Raw genomic sequence first — 20,753 nt, 5'->3', positions numbered from 1 at the left:
TTTGCCAGGCCCGTTCCGGTTTTGATTTCCGGCCCGCTTCGCTCTGACATGGAGAACATTACACGGGGGTGTTTCGATCTCCAAATCGGGGGGTCCCGGTGACCGCCACACGTGCGGTCACCAGGACAAACGCCGACTCAGGGCGCGTTCACGCCGACGTCCGCGGTCGTGAGCGGCTTCCGCGTGGCCGAAGTGCTGTACTCGTCGGCCCCCACGTCCGGCTTGCCGGAGCGGGCCTGCGGGTCGAAGTCGCGCATGACGTACGAGTAGGTGCCCGCCGAGGTGTCGATCGCCGGGCTGCCCGACGACAGGCGCAGCAGTCCGTTCGAGTCGCGCACGAGCTTCGGGTCGACCGAGCGGTAGCCGGACGGGATGCCGGCGGTACCGCCCCAGACGATGTTGCCCTCGTACTTCACCGTCGAGCCGCTCATCAGATCGACCAGCTTCGACGACGACCCCTGGATGATGTTGTTCGCGAGCACGCAGTCCTTCGGCGCGTACGTGCCCGTGTCGCTGTCGACCACAGCGCCCGTGCCGACCAGCGTGTTGAACGCGACCGTCACGCGGTCGGGGCGGTCGTGCGAGGTGGAGGTCGGTCCGCTGTCGGTCTCCGAGCCCTTGCCGAACACGATCGCGCGGTCACCGGTGTTCTGCACGTAGTTGTTGAACACCCGGTGGTCGTTCCCGTGGAACCGGATGCCGCTCCCGAACAGCAGGTTCCCCTCCACGACCGTGCGGTTGCCGTGGCGCAGGACGATGTAGCCCTTGCTGTTGCGGATGGTGTTGAAGCGGACCGTGTTGTCCGAGGACTTGACCGAGATGGCCTCGGCATCGCCGTTGGCCTTGTCGAACAGGTTGTGCTCGATGACCGCGTACGCCGACTTCGACTGCTTGTGGCTGTAGCCGAGCCGGATGGACTCGCCGCCGTTCGAGCCGGTGAACGAGTGGTTGTAGAAGTAGTTGTGGTGGACGTGGGTGCGCTGGGCGATCTCGCTGCCCGGTCCCGTGATCTGCAGGTACACGCCCTCGTTCGAACGGTTCGAGAACGTGTTGTGGTCCACCTCGACGTCGTTCGCGCTCACGGTGAGCGAGGCGCCGTCCTTGTTGCCGTTGTAGGTGTTGCGGGTGATGCGCGTGGCGAGCGCTCCCGCGGGGACGGTCGTGCCGGACTCGCCGTCGAACACGAAGCCCTCGACGGTGACGTCGCGGACTTCGCCGAGCTCGATGCCGCCCTTGCCGGTGAACACCGTGGCGCCGACGGTCTGCGCGGCGACGGTGATGCCGGACCTGGTGATCTTGACGGGCCGGTCGGCCTGGTGGACGCCTCGTGCGAGGACGATGCGCTGGCCCGGGCGGGCGGTGTCGATCGCGGCCTGCAGGGAGGACACGGTCGAGACGGCGACCACGGCGGCCTGGGCCGGCACGTGGACGAAGGACAACAGCAGGGCGGCCGCGGCGACAGCGGCCAGTGATCGGATCATTCGCCAACTCCGTTGTGGGCAGTTGGCGGCGGCAGGAGCGAACCTACCGCAGAATTCCCGCGGGTGGGGCGGTCCGGTAGAGGCCGAGGGCGGTGTCGAGGGACGGCACGCGGTCGAGTTGTCCGACGTCTGCGAGCGGGTGCCACTGGGCGAGGTCGGTCGTGCCGCCCACCTCGTTGCGCAGCTCGCCGCCGATGATCCGGACCTCGTACATGATGCGAAGTGCGTGGTAGTCGTGGCGGGACTCGGTGCGGAGCTCCGAGTCGATGCCGAGCAGGCGCACCACCTCGACGGTGAACCCGGTCTCCTCCTCGACCTCGCGGACGACCGCGTCGTACGGGTGCTCGCCGTGCTCGATGCCACCGCCGGGGAGGATCCAACGTTTGCCCGTTGGGCCAAGCCAGCGCGCCAGCAGGATCCGGTCCGCCTCGTCGACGCACACCCCGTACGCGGCCACACGCTGCTTCTTCGCCCTCATGCGGCTCAGCCTAACTTGTGATCACCCGCAAAAAAGTGATATCACTTAGATACTACTTCACCAGGGGGTCTGGATGAGCGCAACCATCGACACGACAGTGCACATGCCGGCACCTGTCGTGCGCGAGAAGCACGCACGGGAGATCGCCGGTCTGCCGATGTTCTTCGCAGGGTTGGCGGTGTTCGCGGTGGGCGTGTGGACGATCATCGAGGGAGTCAGGGTCGCGGAGGCCAACGGCGGCGAGCCGTCGGCGGGGCTGCTGGTCGCGGGGGTGCTGGTGCTCCTGGCGGCGTCGCTGCTGATGAAGGGGCTGTTCACCGTCGCGCCCGGTGAGGCGCGGGTGCTGCAGTTCCTCGGCCGCTACGTCGGCACGGTCCGCTCGGACGGTCTGCGGTGGGCGAACCCGCTGACGACGCGGGAGAAGATCTCCACCCGCATCCGCAACCACGAGACGCAGACGCTGAAGGTCAACGACGCGGACGGCAACCCGATCGAGATCGCCGCCGTGGTCGTGTGGCAGGTCGAGGACACCGCGCGCGCACGGTTCGAGGTCGACGACTTCGTGCGGTTCGTGGGCATCCAGACCGAGACCGCGGTCCGGCACATCGCGACGAGCTACCCGTACGACAACCACGAGGGGGCGGGGCTGTCGCTGCGGGAGAACGCGGACGAGATCACCGAGACGCTCGCGATCGAGATCTCGGCACGCGTGCAGTCCGCGGGCGTGAAGGTCATCGAGTCGCGGCTCACGCACCTCGCGTACGCGCCGGAGATCGCCCACGCCATGTTGCAGCGGCAGCAGGCGGGCGCGGTCGTGGCGGCCCGCACCCGGATCGTCGAGGGCGCCGTCGGCATGGTCGAACTCGCGCTGGAACGGCTCGCCGCGCACGACGTCGTGGAGCTCGACGAGGAGCGCAAGGCGGCGATGGTCTCGAACCTGCTCGTCGTCCTGTGCGGTGACCGCTCCACCCAGCCCGTGGTCAACACCGGGTCGCTGTACACCTGATGGCGGAGCGCAAAAGCGTTCTGCTCAGGCTCGACCCGGCCGTGCACGACGCGTTGAGCAGGTGGGCGAACGACGAGCTGCGCAGCACCAACGCGCAGATCGAGTTCCTGCTGCGGCGTGCGCTGGCGGAGGCAGGCCGGCTGCCCGGTGAAGCGAAGAAGATGCCGCGCCGCGGCCGTCCGCCGAAGAAACCGGAACCGGACGAGGGCTGAGACCGGTCGCCGCGGCGCGCTGAACAGGCGTTTCAGCAGTATTGAACCGCTTCCGCGGCGTTCGGGCTGCTAGCTCGCGCCGAGAAGGCCGGGTTCACGGTGCGCTGAGCTGGCCTGATATCCTTCGTCGTCGTGAACGCGCGGCGCTCCGCCGTGGAGGAGAGCCGGCTCTCGCCGGTGCCGACCAAGCGCGTCACGAACTCCGGTTTCGACACAGAAGGGTGATGTCGCATGGCGAACATCAAGTCCCAGCTCAAGCGGATCAAGACCAACGAGAAGGCGCGCCTGCGCAACAAGTCGGTCAAGTCGTCCCTCAAGACGGCCATCCGCAAGTTCCGCGAGGCTGCCGAGGCCGGTGACAAGGCGAAGGCCCTGGAGCTGCTGCAGGACGCGTCCCGCAAGCTCGACAAGGCCGCCACCAAGGGCGTCATCCACGCCAACCAGGCCGCCAACAAGAAGTCGGCGATGGCGCTGCGCGCGAACCAGCTCGAGGGCTGATTCCGCTCACCTCAGAGCCGTCGGGAAGGGCTCGCTCCTCGTGGAGCGGGCCCTTTTCGCTGTTCTGGTGGGGATGAGGGCCATGGAGTCGCTCCACGCATTCACCTCATTGGGCTTCACGACGCGCCGCTCCGCGCGGAAGCTGGCGCGGCACGGTCAATTCCGGTGCGTGGACGGTTCCGCGGGAACGCCGCGAGGGTGCTACCGGCGGCCGTGTGCCGCCACGATCCGCAGCACGGCGCGCTCCAGCGCGTAGTCGGCGTCGGCCGCCACGCCCTTCACGTCGGCGTTGAGCCCCGCGACCACCTGCATCGCGTCCGCGAGACCGGCCTGCTCCCAGCCGCGGGCCTGCGCCTGGGCTTTCTTGATCTTCCACGGCGGCATGCCGAGCGGACCGGCCAGGCTGAACGGGTCGGCCCGGCCCACCGCGGAGACGCGTGCGACCGTGCGCACCGCGTCCGCCAGCGCGTCGGCGACCAGCACGTGCGGCACACCGAGCTGCATGGCCCACCGCAACGACTCCATCGCGCCCGCACGGTCACCGGTGACGGCCTTCTCCGCGACGGCGAACCCGGTCACCTCGGCCTTGCCCTGGTGGTAGCGGCGGATCTCCTCGACCGTCACCTTGCCGTCGGTGTCCGACACCAGCTGCGAGGCCGCCGCGGCGAGCTCGCGGAGGTTCGTGCCCACGGCGTCGATGAGCGTCGCGACCGCCTCGGGGTCGATCTTGCCGCCTGCCTGCCGCACCTCGTTGCGCACGAACGCCTCGCGCTCGGCCGACTTGGTGACCTTGCCGCACTCGGTGACCGCCGCACCGGCCTTCTTCAGCTGGCCGGGCAGGTCCTTGGCCGCCTTGCTGCGGCCGCCACCGGTGTGCACGACGACGAGCGTCACCCCGTCCGCGGGCGCCTTGAGGTAGGAGAGCACCGTGTCGGCGATCTCCTTGCTGATGTCCTGCGCGTTCTGCAGGACGATCACCCGGCCCTCGGCGAACAGCGACGGGCTCACCAGCTCGGCGAGCTCCGGCGGCGTGAGATCGCTCACCTGAACGCGGGTCAGGTCGGCCGACGCGTCGACCGCGCGCGCGGCCTCGAGTGCCGCGCGAACTGCGCGTTCGACCAGCAACTCCTCCTCGCCGACGACGAGGTGCAGTGACTCCGGTGCGCTCACGCTCCGCATCCTCCCACGTCCCGAATCGTGGACGTTTGTGGCCGAGCGGCGGAGACGTGCCGTACGTTGGTGGCCACAACTGAACACCGCTCATCCAGAGGGGCAGAGGGACCGGCCCGAAGAAGCCCCGGCAACCGGCGTCAGCGCTATGCGCAGACGATCACGGTGCCAATTCCGACCCGTTCGATTTCGCGGGAAAGATGAGGAGATACCTCGCGATGACTGCTGTCACTGTGCCCACGAGCACCAAGTTCGACCTCGGCCCCGCCCGCGCGCTGCTGTGCCGTGAGTGCGGAAATGAGACCCCTCTCGCTCCGGAATACGCCTGTCTCGAGTGTTTCGGGCCGCTGGAAGTGGCCTACGACTTCGGCAAGGTGCGGCGCGAGGACATCGAGGCCGGCCCCCGCTCGATCTGGCGCTACCGCGGCCTTCTGCCCGTTCCGTCCACTGTGGAGCAGCACCCGAACACCGACCCCGGCGGCACCCGCCTGGTCGAGGCCGACCGCCTCGCGAAGGCACTGGGCGTCCGCAAGGTCTGGGTGAAGGACGACACCGGCAACCCCACCCACTCCTTCAAGGACCGCGTGGTCGGCGTGGCACTGGCCGCCGCCCGCGAGCTTGGCTTCAAGGTCCTGGCCTGCCCTTCCACCGGCAACCTCGCCAACGCCGTCGCTGCGGCCGCCGCCCGCGCCGGCTGGGAGTCCGTCGTACTGGTCCCCTCCTCCCTGGAACGCGCCAAGATCCTCATGAGCGCCGTCTACGAGGGCGCCCTGATCGCCGTCGACGGCAACTACGACGACGTCAACCGCCTCGCCCAGGAGCTCGCCGCCGAACACGAGGACTGGGCGTTCGTGAACGTCAACGTCCGCCCGTACTACGCGGAGGGCTCCAAGACCCTCGGCTACGAGGTCGCCGAGCAGCTCGGCTGGCGCCTGCCCGACCAGATCGTCGTGCCGGTCGCCTCCGGCTCCCAGCTCACCAAGATCGACAAGGCCTTCCGCGAGCTCGGCCAGCTCGACCTCGTCGAGGCCTCCCCGTACCGCGTGTTCGGCGCCCAAGCCACCGGCTGCTCGCCCGTGTCCACCGCCTTCAAGGACGGCCACGACGTCATCCGCCCGGTCCGCCCCGACACCATCGCCCGCTCGCTGGCGATCGGTGCCCCCGCCGACGGCCCGTACGTGCTCGACACGGTCCGCCGCACCAACGGCGCCATCGAGGACGTGACCGACGAAGAGGTCGTCGAGGGCATCAAGCTCCTCGCCCGCACCGAGGGCATCTTCGCCGAGACCGCCGGCGGCGTGACCGTGGCGACGGCGAAGAAGCTGATCGAGACGGGCCAGCTCGACCCCGACGGCGAGACCGTCCTGCTGATCACCGGTGACGGCCTCAAGACCCTCGACGCCCTCGGCGACACGATCGGCCCGCGCGCCACTGTGCCGCCGTCGGCCGAGGCCGTGCTCAAGGCACTGGGCTAGGTCGTTCGTTCAGCAGATCACCTCCTCCCGGTCCGGGGACGTCCGCGTCCCCGGACCGCGTCGTTTCACGCGGTGAGCGTCAGAGGGTGATCGCGGCCGACTTCGTCCAGCCCGTGCGCGGGAAGCGGCGCAGCTCGTCGCGAACGTGCGGGCCGACCGGTTCCACCTCGGCGCGCCAGGCCACGATCCGTTGCGGCCACGGGGCTTCTGCTTTGAGGGCGTTGTAGTGGTACTCGTGCCAGACGTCCGGGGCGATGCGCATGCCGTCGTCGAACACGTGCTCGGCGACGAGGTCGTAGGCGGCGTCCGCGTCGGCGGCCTCCGTGGGTGGCAGCACGTGCGTGGCGCGGGCGCGGTAGGTGATGGCGCGGCTGCCGTCCTCCAGTGTTTCGCAGAGGTAGTAGGCGAAGTCGGGCTTCAGTTCGTCGTGCGGCCACTGGGTGGCGGGGTAACCGGGCTGCCACATCGCCCAGGCGAAACCGGGCGTGCCACCAGGGATCGGGTAGCGCGCGTTGTGGAGCCTGATCCAGACCTGGTCCATCTTCCTTCTCCTTTTCCTTCGTACGACTCGGCTTCCTGGCAACACCGCCAGGTCGCCGTCCTTGTCCGTGCGCAACACCAGGGCGCCACCCGCCCGCAGCGCGTCGATCACCTGCGGGCTCGGGTGCCCGTAGCGGTTGCCGGTGCCGACGCTCACCAGTGCGACCCGCGGTCGCACGCGTTCCAGGAACGCGGGCAACGAGGAGCGCGAGCCGTGGTGGGGCACCTTGAGCACCTCGGCCCCCAGGTCCCGCTCCCCCAGCAACGCGGCCTGGCCGGCCAGTTCGACGTCACCGGTGAGCAGCACCCGGCCCGCGGGTGTGGTGGCCCGCAGTACGAGCGAGTAGTCGTTCACGACCGTGTTCGTCTCAGCGACGACCGGTTGCCGCCGCGGGCCCAGCACCTCCAGTTCCAGTCCCGGCCAGGCGAACCGCTCACCCGCCTTCGGTTCCAGCACCCGCACGCCGTTCGCGCGCGCCTGCTCGTTGACCTCCTTCCACGCCCACGCCGGCTCCTTGAGCGGTCCCACCGCCACCGCGCCCACGGCACGCCCGGCGAGCACCGCCTGCAGACCGCCGATGTGGTCGGCGTGCAGGTGCGACAGCACGATCAGCGGGATCCGCGTGATCCCCAACGTCCTCAGGCACCGGTCGATCGCGCCGGGGTCGGGCCCGGTGTCGACCACAACCGCGCGGTCGGCCTCCGCGGTGGCCAGCACGAGCGCGTCGCCTTGGCCGACGTCGCAGCTCACGACCTTCCAGCCGGCCGGTGGCCACATCGGCGCGATGGTCCGCATCGGCACCAGCGCCACGAAGCCGCCGACGAGGAGCGCGACCGTCAGCACCCGCGTCTTCTTGTTGCGCAACAACAGGAAGACGATCGCCGTGACCACCGCCAGCGCAAGCCCGCCGACCCAGCCCTCCGGCCAGCTCAGCGACGCACCCGGCACCGTCGCCGCGTGCCGCCCGACCAGGACCAGCCACGTCACGGCCGGCCCGGCCACGTGCACCACCACCTCGGCGGCCGGTGGGAACAGCGGCGCGATGACCGCTGCCACCACACCCAGCACCGTCGCGGGCGCCACCACCGGTGCGACGGCCAGGTTCGCGAGCACCGACACGAGGCTGATCTGCCCCGACAACCCGACCACGAGCGGAGCCGTCGCGAGGCTGGCGACTGCGGGCACAGCAAGCGCTTCGGCGAACCCTTGCGGCACACCGCGTTCTTTCAGCCTGCGTGCCCATCTCGGTGCCACGAGCACCAACGCCGCCGTGGCCGTCACGGACAACGCGAACCCGGGATCGGCTCCCAGCGCCGGATCGACGAGCACCAGGACGAGCACCGTCGTTGCCAACGACGGCAGCGCTGACCGTTCGCGGCCGATGAACAGCGCCAGCAACGCGACGGCACCCATCACCGCGGCCCGCAGCACGCTCGGCTCGGGACCGGCCAGGGCCACGAACCCGAGGAGTGCCACCAACGCACCCACCGCCGCCTTGCGCGGACCGGTCTTCCGCAGCAGCAGGTAGACCGCACCGCAGACGATGGCCAGGTTCGCGCCGCTCACCGCGAGCAGGTGCGCCAGTCCCGCCGTTCGGAACTCGTCGACGATGCGCGGCACCATGTGCTCGGTGTCGCCCACCACCAGCGCGGGCAGCAGTCCCGCCTCCTCCTCGCCGAGGGTGGCGCTGGCCCTGCTCAGGCCGTCGCGGAGGTGGTCGGCCCAGCGCTGCCAGGCCGGTGGCGGCTGCACGTCCGCAGGCGGCCCGCGGACCCGGAGCAGGGCGGAGGTGAGGTCGCCCGGTCTCGGCGGCGCGAGCGAGCCCTTCACCGTGACCCGCTGACCGGGCAGCAGATCACGCCACTGCGCGGCCGGCGCGAGGATGACGACGGTGGCCCCGTTCGCCGTCGCGGTGACGACGACGTGGTCCACCCCGGCCTGGTGCCCGCCGAACCCCGCGGCCCGGATGCCACGCGGTCTTGTGCTCAGCTCCGCGGTCACCGTGGTCGTGCGGCCCTCGTCGGCGGCCAGGCGGAGCGGGTGGGTCTCGGCGCGCAGGACGTGGCTGCCGACCCAGGCACCGGCGATCGGGCCGGCGAGCACGAGGGCGATCGCGCCCGCCTTGGGCCACCACGCCCGGTGCCAGGCGATCAGGCCGACTGCGCCGGCGGACAGTCCGATGAGGACTGCGGCCTGCCAGCTCAGGTAGAGGCCGGACAGGGCCGTTGCCCACACCGCGGTGGCTGCGGGGACCAAGCGGTAGTCGTGGGTTACCGGGTGTCTGCGAGGCATGGTCGGGCCTTCGCTGTCGGGGCGCTTGGGGTGGGGTCGGTGAGGAGGGTGGCGAGTGCGCGGCGGTTGGAGCACCAAGCTCGGCGGCGCCAGGCTCGGCGTTGGGCGAGCAGGGCGGCTGTTCCTGTGGTCAGTCCGATGAGGACTGCCGTGTGGCGGGTCAGGAACAGGGCGGCCAGGGCGGTTGCCCATACAGCGGCGGTTGCGGGGATTAGGGGGTGGTCGTGGGCTGGGTGTCTGCGGGGCTCGGGTGTGGGAGGTCGCGCCGCGATGGTGGAGGACCGGGGCGCGGGGGCAGGAGATCGAGGTGCGGCCGTGGGAGACCGGGAGGCGGCTGTGGGAGGGCGGGGCGAGGCGGTGGGAGGCCGGGGCGTGGTGGCAGGGGCACGGCTGGTTGTTGTGCGGGTGCGGGCTCGGCGGTGTGGGAGGCCGTTCGGGGAGAACTCGCGGACGGTGACGAACGGGGTGCGCAGGAGGCCGGAGTACAGGCGGCCGGGGCGGGTGGACTGGTGCCAGATGAGGTCGGGTGCGGGCATGGCGACGATGCAAGGCATGGGAGTTCCTCTCGGCGAGTGCGAGGTGGGCTGTGGAACGCGCGGCGTCGGGCACGGGCGCGGGCGTGGGGTGGAGCGCGGGCGTGAGTGGGACGCGGGCGCGGGTGGGACGCGGGCGTGAGTGGGACGCGGGCGCGGGTGGGACGCGGGCGTGAGTGGGACGCGGGCGCGGTGGGCAGGGCGCGGTGGGCAGGGCGCGGTGGGCAGGGCGCGGTGGGCAGGGCGCGGTGGGCAGGGCGCGGTGGGGCGAGGTGTCGAGCGCCGGGCCTCGGGTGCGGGCCGTCAGCGGGGACGAGGTGCGGGCAGCCAGGGGCGGGCGAGGTCAGCGGGATGGCTGTGGGAGCACGGCGTCCGGGGTGAGCGGGCCAGCGAGTTGGGCCAGCGGGTGGAAGCGCTGGGGGTCAGGTGTGGACCAGGTCGGCGAGTTTCGCGAGCTTGGTGTCGCCGATGCCTTCCACGTCGCGGAGTTCGTCGACGGAGGCGAACGGGCCCTTGCGGGTGCGGTGGTCGACGATGCGCTGGGCGGTGACCGGGCCTACTCCGGGCAGGGAGTCGAGGTCGGTGGCCGAGGCGGTGTTCAGGTTCAGCTTGGCCGGGTGCACGGCCTCGGGTGGGGGTGGGATGCCGACCGCGATCTGTTCGCCGTCGGTCAGTTTGCGGGCCAGGTTGAGGCCGTGGAGGTCGGTGCCGGGGTGGATGCCGCCGGCCAGGCGCAGGGCGTCGGCGACGCGGGCGCCGGAGGTGGCGGTGACGAGGCCGGGGGTGGCGACCTCGCCGATCACGTTCACGACCAGTTCGGGGGCCGGGGCGCTGGTGCTGACCAGGGCCAGGTCCGGTGCGGACTCGGCGGTGGGGCGTTGCAGCCAGGTGGACAGGCCGATGACCGTGCAGGCGACGGCGATGCCGAAGGCGAGCAGGCCGCGGCGGGGCAGGCGGGGCAGCCGGAAGCGGCGGGGGTGGCCGTGTTCAGTGGAGTCGGCGGAGTTCGCGTGGACGAGGGTCGGGTCGGCGCGGACCTTGGCGGCCAGTGCTTCCAGGCGGTCGGCCGGGGTGTCGTCCTGGTGGGGGCGGGGGAGCATGGGGTCGAAGTTACGGAGTGGGAGGGGTGGGGGGTGCGGGGGAAGTGCCGGGCTGTGGGTTACTCGCGGGTTGTGGACAGGTCGCGATCACTCGCTGCTCGGGGAACCGGGATTGTCGGGGGTGTGTGGGAGGATGTCCGGTCCTCCTGGCAGGACCACCACGCCGAGGACGCCGGGGCCCGTGTGCGCGCCGATCACCGCGCCGACCTCCGAGATCACGCACCCGGTCGAGCCGGGGAGGCGTTCGTCCAGGTGGGTGGCCAGTTCTGCGGCGCGTTCCGGGGCTGCGAGGTGGTGCACGGCCAGTCCCACCGGGCCGTCGCCGGCCGCCGCCGCGGCGAGGTCCACCAGTCGGGCCACCGCCCGGCTCATCGTGCGCACCTTCTCCAGCGGCACGATCCGGCCGTCGTCGACGTGCAGCAGCGGCTTCACGGCCAGCGCGGTGCCCACCAGGGCCGCGGCCGCACCGATCCGGCCGCCGCGACGCAGGTGGTCCAGGGTTTCGACGCAGAAGAACATCCGGGTCCCGGCGGCCGCGGTGGACGCGGCGTCCTCGACCTCGGCGTGCGAATGTCCGGCACCGACAGCGGCGCACGCGCGCAGGACGGCGAACCCGAGCCCCATGCCCGTCGACCGCGAGTCGACCACGCGGATGCGGGACGGGTCGATCTCATCCGCCGCGAGCCGTGCTGCCTCCCACGTCCCCGAGAGCTCGCGTGAGAGATGAACGGACACGATCGCGTCGGACGACGACAACACGTCCCGGTACACGTCGGCCATCTCGCCCGGTGTCGGACGCGACGTGGTCACCCGGCGGTGCTCCGCCAGCGCGGCGGCGAGCTCGGCCGGGCCGAAGTCGACGCCGTCGAGACGCCCGGCACCGTCCACCGCGACGTGCAACGGCACCACGGTGATCGAATGGCGCTGCGCGAACCCCTCGGGCAGATACGCCGTGGAGTCGGTGACGATGGAGATGCGCACGAGCGACGAGCCTACGGCCCTCACTCCTCCGTGTGATTGACCGCCACGGACGAGATGAGCGCGGCCATGGCCGCGCCCACCAGCTCGTGCCCCTCCCAGCCCCAGTGCATCCCATCGGGGTTGCCCGCACCCGAACGGACGTGCGGACCGATCACCGCGGGCAGGTCCAGCAGGGGCACCTCCGCACGTGCGGCCCACCCGCGCACGGCCCGCACCGCAGCCGCGTGCCCGGAGTGCACGAACCCGTACGACTCGGCCCGGTGCACTGACGGCACCATCCCGATCGCGGGCATCTTGTACTGGAGATTGCGCACCGACTGCAGCGAGTCGCGCAGATAACGAGCCGTCAGCGCCGGAGGCAGGGCAACGCGCGCATACGGCGCCAACAGTGGCTGCGCGGCGATGTAACGCGCGCGCACCCACCGTCGCAACCAGTCAGGCCGCACATAACGCAGCCCTTCGCGCAGATAGGTCGGCAGCGGCGACGGCAGCGTGTCCATGCTGCCGACCGCGAAGATCAGCACGTCCGTGGACGGCAGCAACGACCAGATCCGCGGATCACCCGTCAACGCCCACCAGGCGTCCCGCGCCGTCCACCCGAACCCCGCGGCCAGCTCCGCCGACCCGCCCAGGGCCGCGGCACAGAGGTTGTGCCACAGCCGCGGATGATCGGCGGGCAACGGCCCGGACGGTCCGAAGAACGACAGCGAGTCGCCCAGGACGAGCAGTCTCAACGCGTGGTGCCCGCGTTGTACGACGACAGCCGCCACCGGTCGTTGCGCCGGGTGAACACGGTCCAGTGGCAGTTCGAGATGCCGCCGAGCTGCGACCAGTTCTCCACCGGCAGTTCGAGCAGCCGCCCGGTCAACGCGCTGATCAGGCCGCCGTGCGCGCACAGCAGGACGGTCTCGGAGAACTCCGCGTCGACCTCCTGCACGACCTTGATGGCCCGCTCGGCGACCTCGACCCGCGACTCACCGTCCGGCGGCGTGTAGGTGGGGTCGGTGCGCCACACGGTGACCGCACCCGGCCACTCCTGGTCCACCTCGGCCGTGGTCAGCCCCTGCCACTTGCCCAGGTGCGTCTCGCGCAGCCGCGCGTCGATGCGCAACGGCACGTCCGCGGACGTGGTGAACACACGCGCCGTGTCGCGCGCACGTTGCAGATCGGAGGCGACCACGACCTCCGGTTCGAAGCCGGCGAGCACCGGAACGGCGAAGCGCGCCTGGTTGAGGCCGGTCTCGGTGAGCGCCGAGTCCAGGTGGCCCTGCAGGCGGCCGGTCGCGTTGTAGTCGGTCTCGCCGTGCCGCCACAGCACGAGCCGGCTCAGGGCCATCGGCTACCCCTGCTCGGCCGCGGTGTCGGCGGGGACGTCCGCTTCGAACTCGATGCGCGGGCAGTCCTTCCACAGCCGCTCCAGGCCGTAGAAGCTGCGCTCCTCGGTGTGCTGCACGTGCACGACGACGTCCACGAAGTCCAGCAGCACCCACCGGCCCTCGCGGGCCCCTTCGCGGCGCACCGGCTTCGTGCCGGCCTCCCGCAGCTTCTCCTCGATGTTGTCGACGATCGCTCCGACCTGCCGCTCGTTGGGAGCGGACGCGATCACGAACACATCGGTGATCACGAGCTGGTCGGAGACGTCGAGCACCGTCACGTCGTGCGCCTTCTTGTCGGCCGCTGCGTTCGCCGCGACCAGCGCCAGCCGTCGTGCCTCGTCGGTGGCTGCCACGTCACTCCTCTGACTTCCGGCGGACGTCGATACGCCCGCACGAGTTACTGAGGGTACCGGCGAGCGCCAAACGGGTACTTCACGCCCAGGCATGACGAAGGCCACCTCAGCGCCCTGAGGTGGCCTTCACCTGCGCCGAAGACTAGATCGGGCGGACCTGCTGGGCCTGCGGGCCCTTCTGGCCCTGACCGACCTCGAACTCGACCTTCTGGTTCTCCTCGAGCGAGCGGAACCCCTTGGACTGGATCTCCGAGTAGTGCACGAAGACGTCAGCCGAGCCGTCGTCGGGCGCGATGAACCCGAAGCCCTTTTCGGCGTTGAACCACTTCACGGTGCCTGTAGCCAAAGTCTTGCCTTCCACGAACCAGCAACAACCCGTCGATTGTTGCTCCCCGGGCCCTCGGATGCACGCAAAATCCACTCGAACGTGATTACGACTCGGAGTACAGGCCCGTCTTGGCGATGTACTGGACCACCCCGTCCGGTACGAGGTACCAGACCGGTTGGCCCGAGGCGGTGCGGTCGCGGCAGCCCGTGGAGGAGATCGCCATGGCCGGGACCTCGACCAACGAGACGGCGCCCGGCGGCAGGTGGTGGTCGTCCAACGTGTAGCCCGGACGGGTGACTCCGATGAAGTGGGCCAACGCGAACGCGTCCTCCGCGCGTTTCCAGGACAGGATCTGCTCGAGCGCGTCCGCGCCGGTGATGAAGAACAGCTCGGCGTCCGGGTACTGCGCCTTGAGGTCGGTCAGCGTGTCCACGGTGTAGGTGGGGCCCTCGCGGTCGATGTCCACGCGGCTGACCGAGAACCGGGGGTTGGACGCGGTGGCGATGACCGTCATCAGGTAGCGGTCCTCGGCCGGGGAGACCTCGCGCGACGCCTTCTGCCAGGGCTGACCGGTCGGCACGAAGATCACGCGATCCAGGTCGAACCTGGCCTGCACCTCGCTGGCGGCCACGAGGTGGCCGTGGTGGACGGGGTCGAACGTGCCGCCCATGACGCCGATGCGCATCGAAACAGCGTAGACGGGCGCCGGACCGCTCCCGAGCTCCGGCGCCCGTCGTGCTGATCACACCGCACGGCCCAGGGGGAGGACGGGCCGTGCGGGTCGCGGCCCACCCCGAAGCAGAGCCGCGCACCGGGGAAACGCACCCGCCGCTCCCCCATTACGCGACTTCGTGAAGATTTTTCTCACCAGCTCGCCACGAGCCGCAACGGGCCCCTGACCAGCGAACCCTTGCGGAACTCGACGGGTTCGGCCAGCCGCAGCCCCGGCATCCTGCGCAGCACCGCGGCCAGTGCGACGTGCAGCTCCATCCGCGCGAGCTGCGAACCGAGGCAGAAGTGGACGCCGTGGCCGAACTGCAGGTGCTGACCGGTCTCGCGGTCCAGGTCGAACTCGGCGCTGTCGCGGTACACGGACTCGTCGCGGTTGGCCGACGACACCACGACCAGCAGCGCGTCACCCTCCTCGACCCGCACGTCCCCGATCCGGACGGCCTCGGTCGCGATCCGCGGGAAGCCGGCGCCGCTGCCCAGCGGGACGAACCGCAGCAGCTCCTCGACCGCGCGGGGAACTTCCTGGGGGTCGTCGACCAGCCGCTGCCAGACGCCGGGGTGTTCCAGCAGCGTGAGGATGCTGTTGCCGAGCATGTTCGCGGTGGTCTCATGACCGGCGACGAGCAGCGTGATGCCGAACCGGACCAGCTCGTCCTCGCTGAGCCGGTCGTCGTTGTCACGGGCGGCGACCAGTGCGCTGTACAGGTCGTCCGTGGGCTGCGCACGGCGTTTCGCCACCAGTGCGGTGAAGTAGGCGTGGAGCTTCGCGACGCCCTCCGCCGCCTCCTGGGGCGTGTTGCCGCCGACCGTGCCCATGACCTGGTTCGACCACGTGCGGAACTCCGCGCGGTCCGCGAAGGGCACGCCGAGCAGCTCGCAGATGATCGTGACCGGGAACGGCGTCGTGAAGCCCTCGACCAGGTCGCCGGGGTTGTCGAGGCGGTCGAGCAGGTCCTCGGTGATCTCCTGGGCACGCGGCCGCAGCGCCTCGACCCGCCGCACGGTGAACGCCTTCGACACGAGGCGGCGCAGGCGGGCGTGGTCCTCGCCGTCGGAGGTCAGGATCGACCCGCCGGGCGCGATGAGGGGCTGCATCCGCGGCACGTCCCGCCCGACGGTGCGGGCGCGGCTGAACCGCGGGTCGCCCAGGACGAACTTCGTCTCTTCGTACGACGTGACGAGCCAGCCCTCGCCGCCGTAGGGGAACATCACGCGCGCAACGGGTTCTTCGCGCCGTAACCGTTCATACGCCGGGTCGAGGGCCAGGCCGTCGGGTTCGGAGAACGGGTAGGTGGGAGCCATGTCCCCGAAGGTAGGGCTACGCCTTCGGGCGCGTGTGCCCTTCGCCCCACGCGACCCACTTCGTGGACGTCAGCTCGGTCAGGCCCATCGGGCCGCGGGCGTGCAGCTTCTGCGTGGAGATGCCGATCTCCGCGCCCATGCCGAACTCGGCGCCGTCGGTGAAGGCCGTGGAGGCGTTGACGAACACCGCCGCCGCGTCCACACGGGCGGTGAACCTGCGTGCCGCCGCGACGTCGTTCGTCACGATGGCCTCGCTGTGCCCGGAGCCGTGCTGGGCGATGTGCTTGACCGCGTCGTCGAGGGAGTCGACCACCCTCGCGGCGATGTCGAGGCTCAGGTACTCGGTGCCCCAGTCGTCGTCGTTGGCCTGCACGACATCGGGCTGCTGCGCGAACTGGTCGTCACCGTGGACGGTGACGTCCTCCTGCTGCAGCGCCTTGGTGATGCGCGGGACGAACTCCGCGGCGACGTCCTTGTGCACCAGCAGGGACTCGGCCGCGTTGCACACGCTGGTGCGCCGGGTCTTGGCGTTGAGGACGATGGCCTCGGCCATGTCGAGGTCGGCGTGCGCGTCCACGTAGACGTGGCAGTTGCCGACGCCGGTCTCGATCGTGGGCACGGTCGCCTGCTCGACGACGGCGTTGATCAGGCCGGAGCCGCCGCGCGGGATCACCAGGTCGACCAGGCCGCGTGCGGTGATGAGGGCCGTGACGGACGCGCGGTCGTGGCACGGCAGCAGCTGTACGCAGTCAGCCGGCAGGTTCACGCTTTCGAGCGCGTCGCGCAGGACGGCGACGAGCGTCGTGTTCGAGTGCTCTGCGGTCGAGGAACCGCGCAGCAGAGCGGCGTTGCCCGACTTCAGCGCGAGACCGGCGGCGTCGACCGTGACGTTCGGGCGGCCCTCGTAGACCATGCCGACGACGCCCATCGGGACGCGGACCTGCTTGAGCTCCAGCCCGTTCGGCAGGATCGAGCCGCGCACGACCTCGCCGACCGGGTCGGCGAGTCCCGCGACGGTCTCCAGGCCCTTGGCCACGGCGTCGACGCGCGCCTCGGTCAGCGTGAGCCGGTCGAGGATGTTTTCCGGCAGACCGGCCGCCCTGCCCGCTTCGAGGTCCTTCCCGTTGGCCTCGATGATCTCCGGCGTGCGCGCGCGGAGGGCGGCGGCCATCTCGTGCAGCGCGGCGTCCTTGCGCTCACGGGTGGCGAGGACGAGGTCGTCGGCGGCGACGCGGGCGCGGCGGGCTGCGGCGTGCACCTGGTCGCGCAGGTCTTCAGTCACGCCGCACAGCTTACGACCTGCGGCAATCACAATTGTCAGACCTACCTGGCAAGCTTGCTCCCCATGGACGACATCGCGTTGCGGGAACTGGCGGAGGAGCGGCTCCGGGCACTGGCGGGCCCGGAGGCGGTGCTGCGCGAGGACCAGTGGACGGCGATCCACACCCTCGTGGCGCAGCGCCGCAGGGCGCTGGTCGTCCAGCGCACGGGGTGGGGCAAGTCGGCGGTGTACTTCATCGCCACGGCGTTGCTGCGGCAGCTCGGTGAGGGCCCGACGGTCATCGTCTCGCCGTTGCTCGCGTTGATGCGCAACCAGGTCGACGCGGCGGCGCGGGCCGGGGTGCACGCGGTGACGATCAACTCCGCCAACACCGACGAGTGGGACGCGGTGCAGGCGCAGGTCGCCGCCGGTGAGGTCGACGTGCTCCTGGTGAGCCCGGAACGGCTGAACAACCCGGACTTCCGCGACTCGGTGCTGCCCTCGCTGACGGCCTCGGCCGGTCTGCTCGTGGTCGACGAGGCGCACTGCATCTCCGACTGGGGCCACGACTTCCGGCCGGACTACCGCAGGCTGCGGACGCTGCTGGCGGAGCTGCCGCCGGGCGTGCCGGTGCTGGCGACGACGGCGACGGCCAACGACCGGGTGGTCCACGACGTCACCGAGCAGCTGGGGCTCGGTGCCGAGGAGGGCACGCTGGTGCTGCGCGGGCCGCTGGACCGCGACAGCCTGCGGCTGGGCGTGGCGCAGCTGCCGACCGCCGAGGCGCGCCTGGGCTGGCTCGCCGAGCGGCTGGAGCGGCTGCCGGGCTCGGGGATCATCTACACCCTCACGGTCGCGGCGGCGGACGACATCGCCGCGTTCCTGTCCGACCGGGGCTTCGCGGTGGCCGCGTACTCGGGCAAGACCGAGCCGGCCGAACGGCAGCGGGCCGAGGAGGACCTGCTCGCCAACAGGGTCAAGGCCCTCGTGGCCACCTCCGCGCTGGGCATGGGGTTCGACAAGCCGGACCTGGGGTTCGTCGTGCACGTCGGCGCGCCCTCCTCCCCCATCGCCTACTACCAGCAGATCGGCCGGGCGGGCCGCGGTGTCGAACGCGCCGAGGTGATCCTGTTGCCCGGCCACGAGGACCGGGACATCTGGGCGTACTTCGCGTCCCTGGCGTTCCCGGCCGAGGTGGTCGTGCGGCAGGTGCTGTCCGCGTTGTCCGGGGCGGGCAGGGCGCTGTCGACGGCCGCGCTGGAGCCGGTGGTCGAGCTGTCGCGCGGGCGGCTCGAGGTCGTGCTCAAGGTGCTGGACGTGGACGGCGCCGTCCGCAGGGTGCGCGGTGGCTGGGAGGCGACCGGGCGGCCGTGGGAGTACGACGGCGAGCGGTACGCGCGGATCGCCGAAGCCCGCCGCGCCGAGCAGCAGGTGATGATCGAGTACCAGCGGACGTCGGCGTGCCGGATGCGGTTCCTGCAGGACCAGCTCGACGACCCGACCGCGCACGACTGCGGCCGCTGCGACAACTGCACGGGCGAGCGGTTGTCGGTGGACGTGTCCGAGACCGCGGCCGGCGCTGCCCGCGAACGGCTGCTGCGGCCGGGCGTCGACGTGGCGCCGCGCAAGATGTGGCCGACCGGCATGAAGGCGATCGGCGTCGACCTGTCCGGCAAGATCCCCGCGTCCGAGGTGGCGGCCACGGGACGGGCGCTGGGCCGGCTCACCGACATCGGCTGGGGCAACCGGCTGCGCGACCTGCTCGCCGACGGCGCCGACCGGGAGATCCCCGACGACGTGTTCGCGGCCTGCGTGAAGGTGCTGTCGGCGTGGGGCTGGGACGAGCGCCCGGTCGGCGTGGTGGTGGTCGGCTCCCGCAACCGCCCGTCCCTGGTGGGCAGCTTCGGTCAGCGCATCTCGTCGATCGGCCGGCTGCCGTTGCTGGGCACGGTCTGGCTCGGCGAGTCGACGCACCGGGCCAACAGCGCCCAGCGGCTGGCCGGCCTGGTGCGGTCCGGCGAGGTCCCCGACCTGTCCGGTGTGGACGGTCCGGTGCTGCTGGTGGACGACCACGTCGACACCGGCTGGACGATGACCGTGGCCGCCCGGCTGCTCAGGAGGGAGGGGGTGCCCGCGGTGCTGCCGTTCGCGCTGGCGGTGACGAACTGACGGCGGGTCCAGGAACCGGCTAGCGGGCGGCCAGCCGCCGGAGCTGTCCGATCTCGGCCACGTTCTTCATCAGCTCGGCGTTGACCCAGGCGAGGGTGTGCGCGACGGACATCGTCCCGTCCGGCCACGGGAAGCCGGTGGTCGCCTCCAGGTCGGCGGTCGCCAGCACGTCCAGCCACTGCGCGCGCAATCCGCGCAACCACTCCACGGCCAGCTCCGGCCCCGGCCACACCACCTCTCGCGGCTCGTCCCCGCGCACGTGGTCGACCGCGGCCGTCCACCACCAGCCGATGTGCCACGTCAGCCAGGCTGCCGTGGCCACGCCGGTGGGTTCCTGCTCGGGCGTGGGCCAGTCGCGGTCCCACGCCGTGCCGTTGTGGCGCATGGTGAACACGGCAGGGGTCTGCGGTTCCCAGAGGAGGTCCGCGGGGTCCAGCAGCTCCAGGTGGTGCTCGAACAGCGACCAGGTCAGCTCGAACTGCCAGCGCAGCAGGTCGCGTTGGGAGACAGCCATGTCGTCAACCTAGAGGAGGTCGTCGTGCGCGTTGCCGCTGCCCAGGCCCGCTGTCCGTGGCTGGACCGCGAGGCAGGGGTGCGCAAGGTGGTCGACTTCGTGGGGCGGGCCGCGGCGGAGGGTGTGGAGCTCGTCGTGTTCTCGGAGACCTTCTTGCCGGGCTACCCGATCTGGCTCAGCGAGGCCGGTGGTGTGGAGTTCGCCGACGACCGGCAGGAGGCGGCCTGCGCGGCGTACCGGGAGCTCGCGGTCGAGCTGAGCGGACCCGAGGTGCGGGTGGTCGTCGAGTCCGTCCGGGACCACGGAGTGTTCACCTACCTCGGGATCGCCGAGCGCGGGCCGGGGCGCGGCACCGTGTACTGCACGCTGCTGGCCATCGACCCGGTGACCGGTGTGTGCGGAGTGCACCGCAAGCTGGTGCCCACGCCGGAGGAACGGGCGGTGTGGAGCAACGGGGACGGGCACGGCCTGCAGGTGCACGAGGTCGGCGGTGTGCGCGTCGGCGGCCTGTGCTGCTGGGAGAACTGGATGCCGTTGGCGCGGCACACCCTCTACGCGCAGGCACCGGACCTGCACGTGTCGGTGTGGCCGGGCTCCACCAGGCTGACCGGCGACATCACCCGGTTCGTCGCGCTGGAGGGCGGGGTGTACTCGCTCGCGGCCGGAGCGGTGGTCGACTACGCGGACGTGCCCGCCGGTTTCCCGCTGCGGGACGAGATTCTTGCGGCCCGGCACCGCTCGCCCTACGACGGCGGGTCGGCGATCGCGGGGCCGGACGGCCGGTGGCTGGTGGCACCCGTGCGGGGCGAGGAGCGGCTCGTGATCGCCGACATCGACCCCGCGGAGGTGCGCGGTGCGCGGCGGGAGCTCGACCCGGACGGGCTCAGGGCGAGACCGGACGTGTTCGGGGTGAGCGTGGACCGAAGACGGGGCTTTCCCGGCTGACGGACC

General features: G+C 71.2%; 20 protein-coding genes and 1 riboswitch. Of the genes, 6 read left to right on the top strand and 14 right to left on the bottom strand.

Going from position 1 to position 20,753, the window contains the following annotated elements; translation table 11 throughout:
* Positions 1 to 137: 137 nt before the first annotated feature.
* Positions 138 to 1,481: a polysaccharide lyase 6 family protein gene (locus tag ACZ7CH_RS36695; protein ID WP_470376039.1), complete on the bottom strand. Its 1,344-nt coding sequence runs from the start codon at positions 1,479 to 1,481 to the stop codon at positions 138 to 140.
* Between the two features lie 43 nt (positions 1,482 to 1,524).
* Positions 1,525 to 1,959: an NUDIX hydrolase gene (locus ACZ7CH_RS36690; protein ID WP_360399290.1), complete on the bottom strand. Its 435-nt coding sequence runs from the start codon at positions 1,957 to 1,959 to the stop codon at positions 1,525 to 1,527.
* Positions 1,960 to 2,032: 73 nt separating this feature from the next.
* Here ACZ7CH_RS36690 and ACZ7CH_RS36685 point away from each other — a divergent pair, with 73 nt between their 5' ends.
* The 3 genes from ACZ7CH_RS36685 to rpsT all read left to right on the top strand — a co-directional run bounded on the left by ACZ7CH_RS36685 (position 2,033) and on the right by rpsT (position 3,675).
* A complete protein-coding gene (locus tag ACZ7CH_RS36685; protein WP_458433908.1) occupies positions 2,033 to 2,965 on the top strand; it encodes an SPFH domain-containing protein in 933 nt (310 codons plus the stop codon).
* Entirely contained in the window at positions 2,965 to 3,177 is a 213-nt protein-coding gene (locus tag ACZ7CH_RS36680) for a type II toxin-antitoxin system antitoxin (RefSeq protein WP_360399296.1), read from the top strand. The genes ACZ7CH_RS36685 and ACZ7CH_RS36680 overlap by 1 nt, the downstream gene beginning before the upstream one ends.
* Before the next feature lie 231 nt (positions 3,178 to 3,408).
* A complete protein-coding gene (rpsT, locus tag ACZ7CH_RS36675) occupies positions 3,409 to 3,675 on the top strand; it encodes a 30S ribosomal protein S20 (RefSeq protein WP_030468084.1) in 267 nt (88 codons plus the stop codon).
* A 201-nt stretch (positions 3,676 to 3,876) separates the two neighbouring features.
* On the opposite strand, the gene holA is transcribed toward rpsT, so the two are convergent.
* Positions 3,877 to 4,854 carry a DNA polymerase III subunit delta gene (gene holA / locus ACZ7CH_RS36670; RefSeq protein ID WP_458433912.1) on the bottom strand — a complete coding sequence of 326 codons (978 nt, stop codon included), beginning with the start codon at positions 4,852 to 4,854 and terminating at the stop codon, positions 3,877 to 3,879.
* Between the two features lie 78 nt (positions 4,855 to 4,932).
* Positions 4,933 to 5,052, top strand: a riboswitch (SAM riboswitch).
* Between the two features lie 11 nt (positions 5,053 to 5,063).
* Between holA and thrC the strand changes: the two genes are divergently transcribed.
* The gene (thrC, locus tag ACZ7CH_RS36665; protein WP_458433914.1) at positions 5,064 to 6,320 is read left to right on the top strand and encodes a threonine synthase; all 1,257 of its coding nucleotides are present in this window, start codon (positions 5,064 to 5,066) and stop codon (positions 6,318 to 6,320) included.
* A gap of 79 nt (positions 6,321 to 6,399) precedes the next feature.
* On the opposite strand, the gene ACZ7CH_RS36660 is transcribed toward thrC, so the two are convergent.
* The 10 genes from ACZ7CH_RS36660 to ACZ7CH_RS36615 form a co-directional block, all read right to left on the bottom strand.
* Complete coding sequence (locus tag ACZ7CH_RS36660; protein ID WP_470376038.1) at positions 6,400 to 9,153, bottom strand: DNA internalization-related competence protein ComEC/Rec2; 2,754 nt, start codon at positions 9,151 to 9,153, stop codon at positions 6,400 to 6,402.
* A gap of 955 nt (positions 9,154 to 10,108) precedes the next feature.
* On the bottom strand, positions 10,109 to 10,786 hold the full coding sequence (locus tag ACZ7CH_RS36655) for a ComEA family DNA-binding protein (RefSeq protein WP_470376037.1): 678 nt from the start codon (positions 10,784 to 10,786) through the stop codon (positions 10,109 to 10,111).
* Between the two features lie 87 nt (positions 10,787 to 10,873).
* The gene (locus ACZ7CH_RS36650; RefSeq protein WP_470376036.1) at positions 10,874 to 11,767 is read right to left on the bottom strand and encodes a DegV family protein; all 894 of its coding nucleotides are present in this window, start codon (positions 11,765 to 11,767) and stop codon (positions 10,874 to 10,876) included.
* Positions 11,768 to 11,787: 20 nt separating this feature from the next.
* Entirely contained in the window at positions 11,788 to 12,501 is a 714-nt protein-coding gene (gene octT, locus ACZ7CH_RS36645; RefSeq protein WP_470376035.1) for a diglucosylglycerate octanoyltransferase, read from the bottom strand.
* Positions 12,498 to 13,103 carry a histidine phosphatase family protein gene (locus tag ACZ7CH_RS36640; RefSeq protein ID WP_360399317.1) on the bottom strand — a complete coding sequence of 202 codons (606 nt, stop codon included), beginning with the start codon at positions 13,101 to 13,103 and terminating at the stop codon, positions 12,498 to 12,500. The genes octT and ACZ7CH_RS36640 overlap by 4 nt, the downstream gene beginning before the upstream one ends.
* A gap of 3 nt (positions 13,104 to 13,106) precedes the next feature.
* Complete coding sequence (gene rsfS / locus ACZ7CH_RS36635; RefSeq protein ID WP_360399320.1) at positions 13,107 to 13,496, bottom strand: ribosome silencing factor; 390 nt, start codon at positions 13,494 to 13,496, stop codon at positions 13,107 to 13,109.
* Between the two features lie 142 nt (positions 13,497 to 13,638).
* Complete coding sequence (gene cspE / locus ACZ7CH_RS36630) at positions 13,639 to 13,842, bottom strand: transcription antiterminator/RNA stability regulator CspE (protein WP_053735596.1); 204 nt, start codon at positions 13,840 to 13,842, stop codon at positions 13,639 to 13,641.
* Between the two features lie 85 nt (positions 13,843 to 13,927).
* Positions 13,928 to 14,509 (bottom strand): nicotinate-nucleotide adenylyltransferase, encoded by a 582-nt coding sequence (nadD, locus tag ACZ7CH_RS36625; protein ID WP_360399323.1) that lies wholly within the window; start codon positions 14,507 to 14,509, stop codon positions 13,928 to 13,930.
* Between the two features lie 179 nt (positions 14,510 to 14,688).
* The gene (locus ACZ7CH_RS36620; RefSeq protein ID WP_470376034.1) at positions 14,689 to 15,858 is read right to left on the bottom strand and encodes a cytochrome P450; all 1,170 of its coding nucleotides are present in this window, start codon (positions 15,856 to 15,858) and stop codon (positions 14,689 to 14,691) included.
* A gap of 16 nt (positions 15,859 to 15,874) precedes the next feature.
* On the bottom strand, positions 15,875 to 17,140 hold the full coding sequence (locus ACZ7CH_RS36615; protein ID WP_470376033.1) for a glutamate-5-semialdehyde dehydrogenase: 1,266 nt from the start codon (positions 17,138 to 17,140) through the stop codon (positions 15,875 to 15,877).
* Between the two features lie 63 nt (positions 17,141 to 17,203).
* Here ACZ7CH_RS36615 and ACZ7CH_RS36610 point away from each other — a divergent pair, with 63 nt between their 5' ends.
* Complete coding sequence (locus ACZ7CH_RS36610; RefSeq protein ID WP_360399331.1) at positions 17,204 to 19,288, top strand: RecQ family ATP-dependent DNA helicase; 2,085 nt, start codon at positions 17,204 to 17,206, stop codon at positions 19,286 to 19,288.
* Positions 19,289 to 19,307: 19 nt separating this feature from the next.
* Here ACZ7CH_RS36610 and ACZ7CH_RS36605 read toward each other — a convergent pair whose 3' ends face one another.
* Positions 19,308 to 19,802, bottom strand: coding sequence for a DinB family protein (locus tag ACZ7CH_RS36605; protein WP_470376032.1), 495 nt, complete (start codon positions 19,800 to 19,802; stop codon positions 19,308 to 19,310).
* Between the two features lie 24 nt (positions 19,803 to 19,826).
* On the opposite strand from ACZ7CH_RS36605, the gene ACZ7CH_RS36600 reads away from it, so the two are divergent.
* Positions 19,827 to 20,747: a carbon-nitrogen hydrolase family protein gene (locus ACZ7CH_RS36600; protein ID WP_470376031.1), complete on the top strand. Its 921-nt coding sequence runs from the start codon at positions 19,827 to 19,829 to the stop codon at positions 20,745 to 20,747.
* Positions 20,748 to 20,753: the final 6 nt, after the last annotated feature.

Source organism: Lentzea sp. NPDC037011, assembly GCF_055607425.1.
Note: the sequence above shows the minus strand (reverse complement) of the source record. Positions and strands in the feature narration are given on the sequence as shown.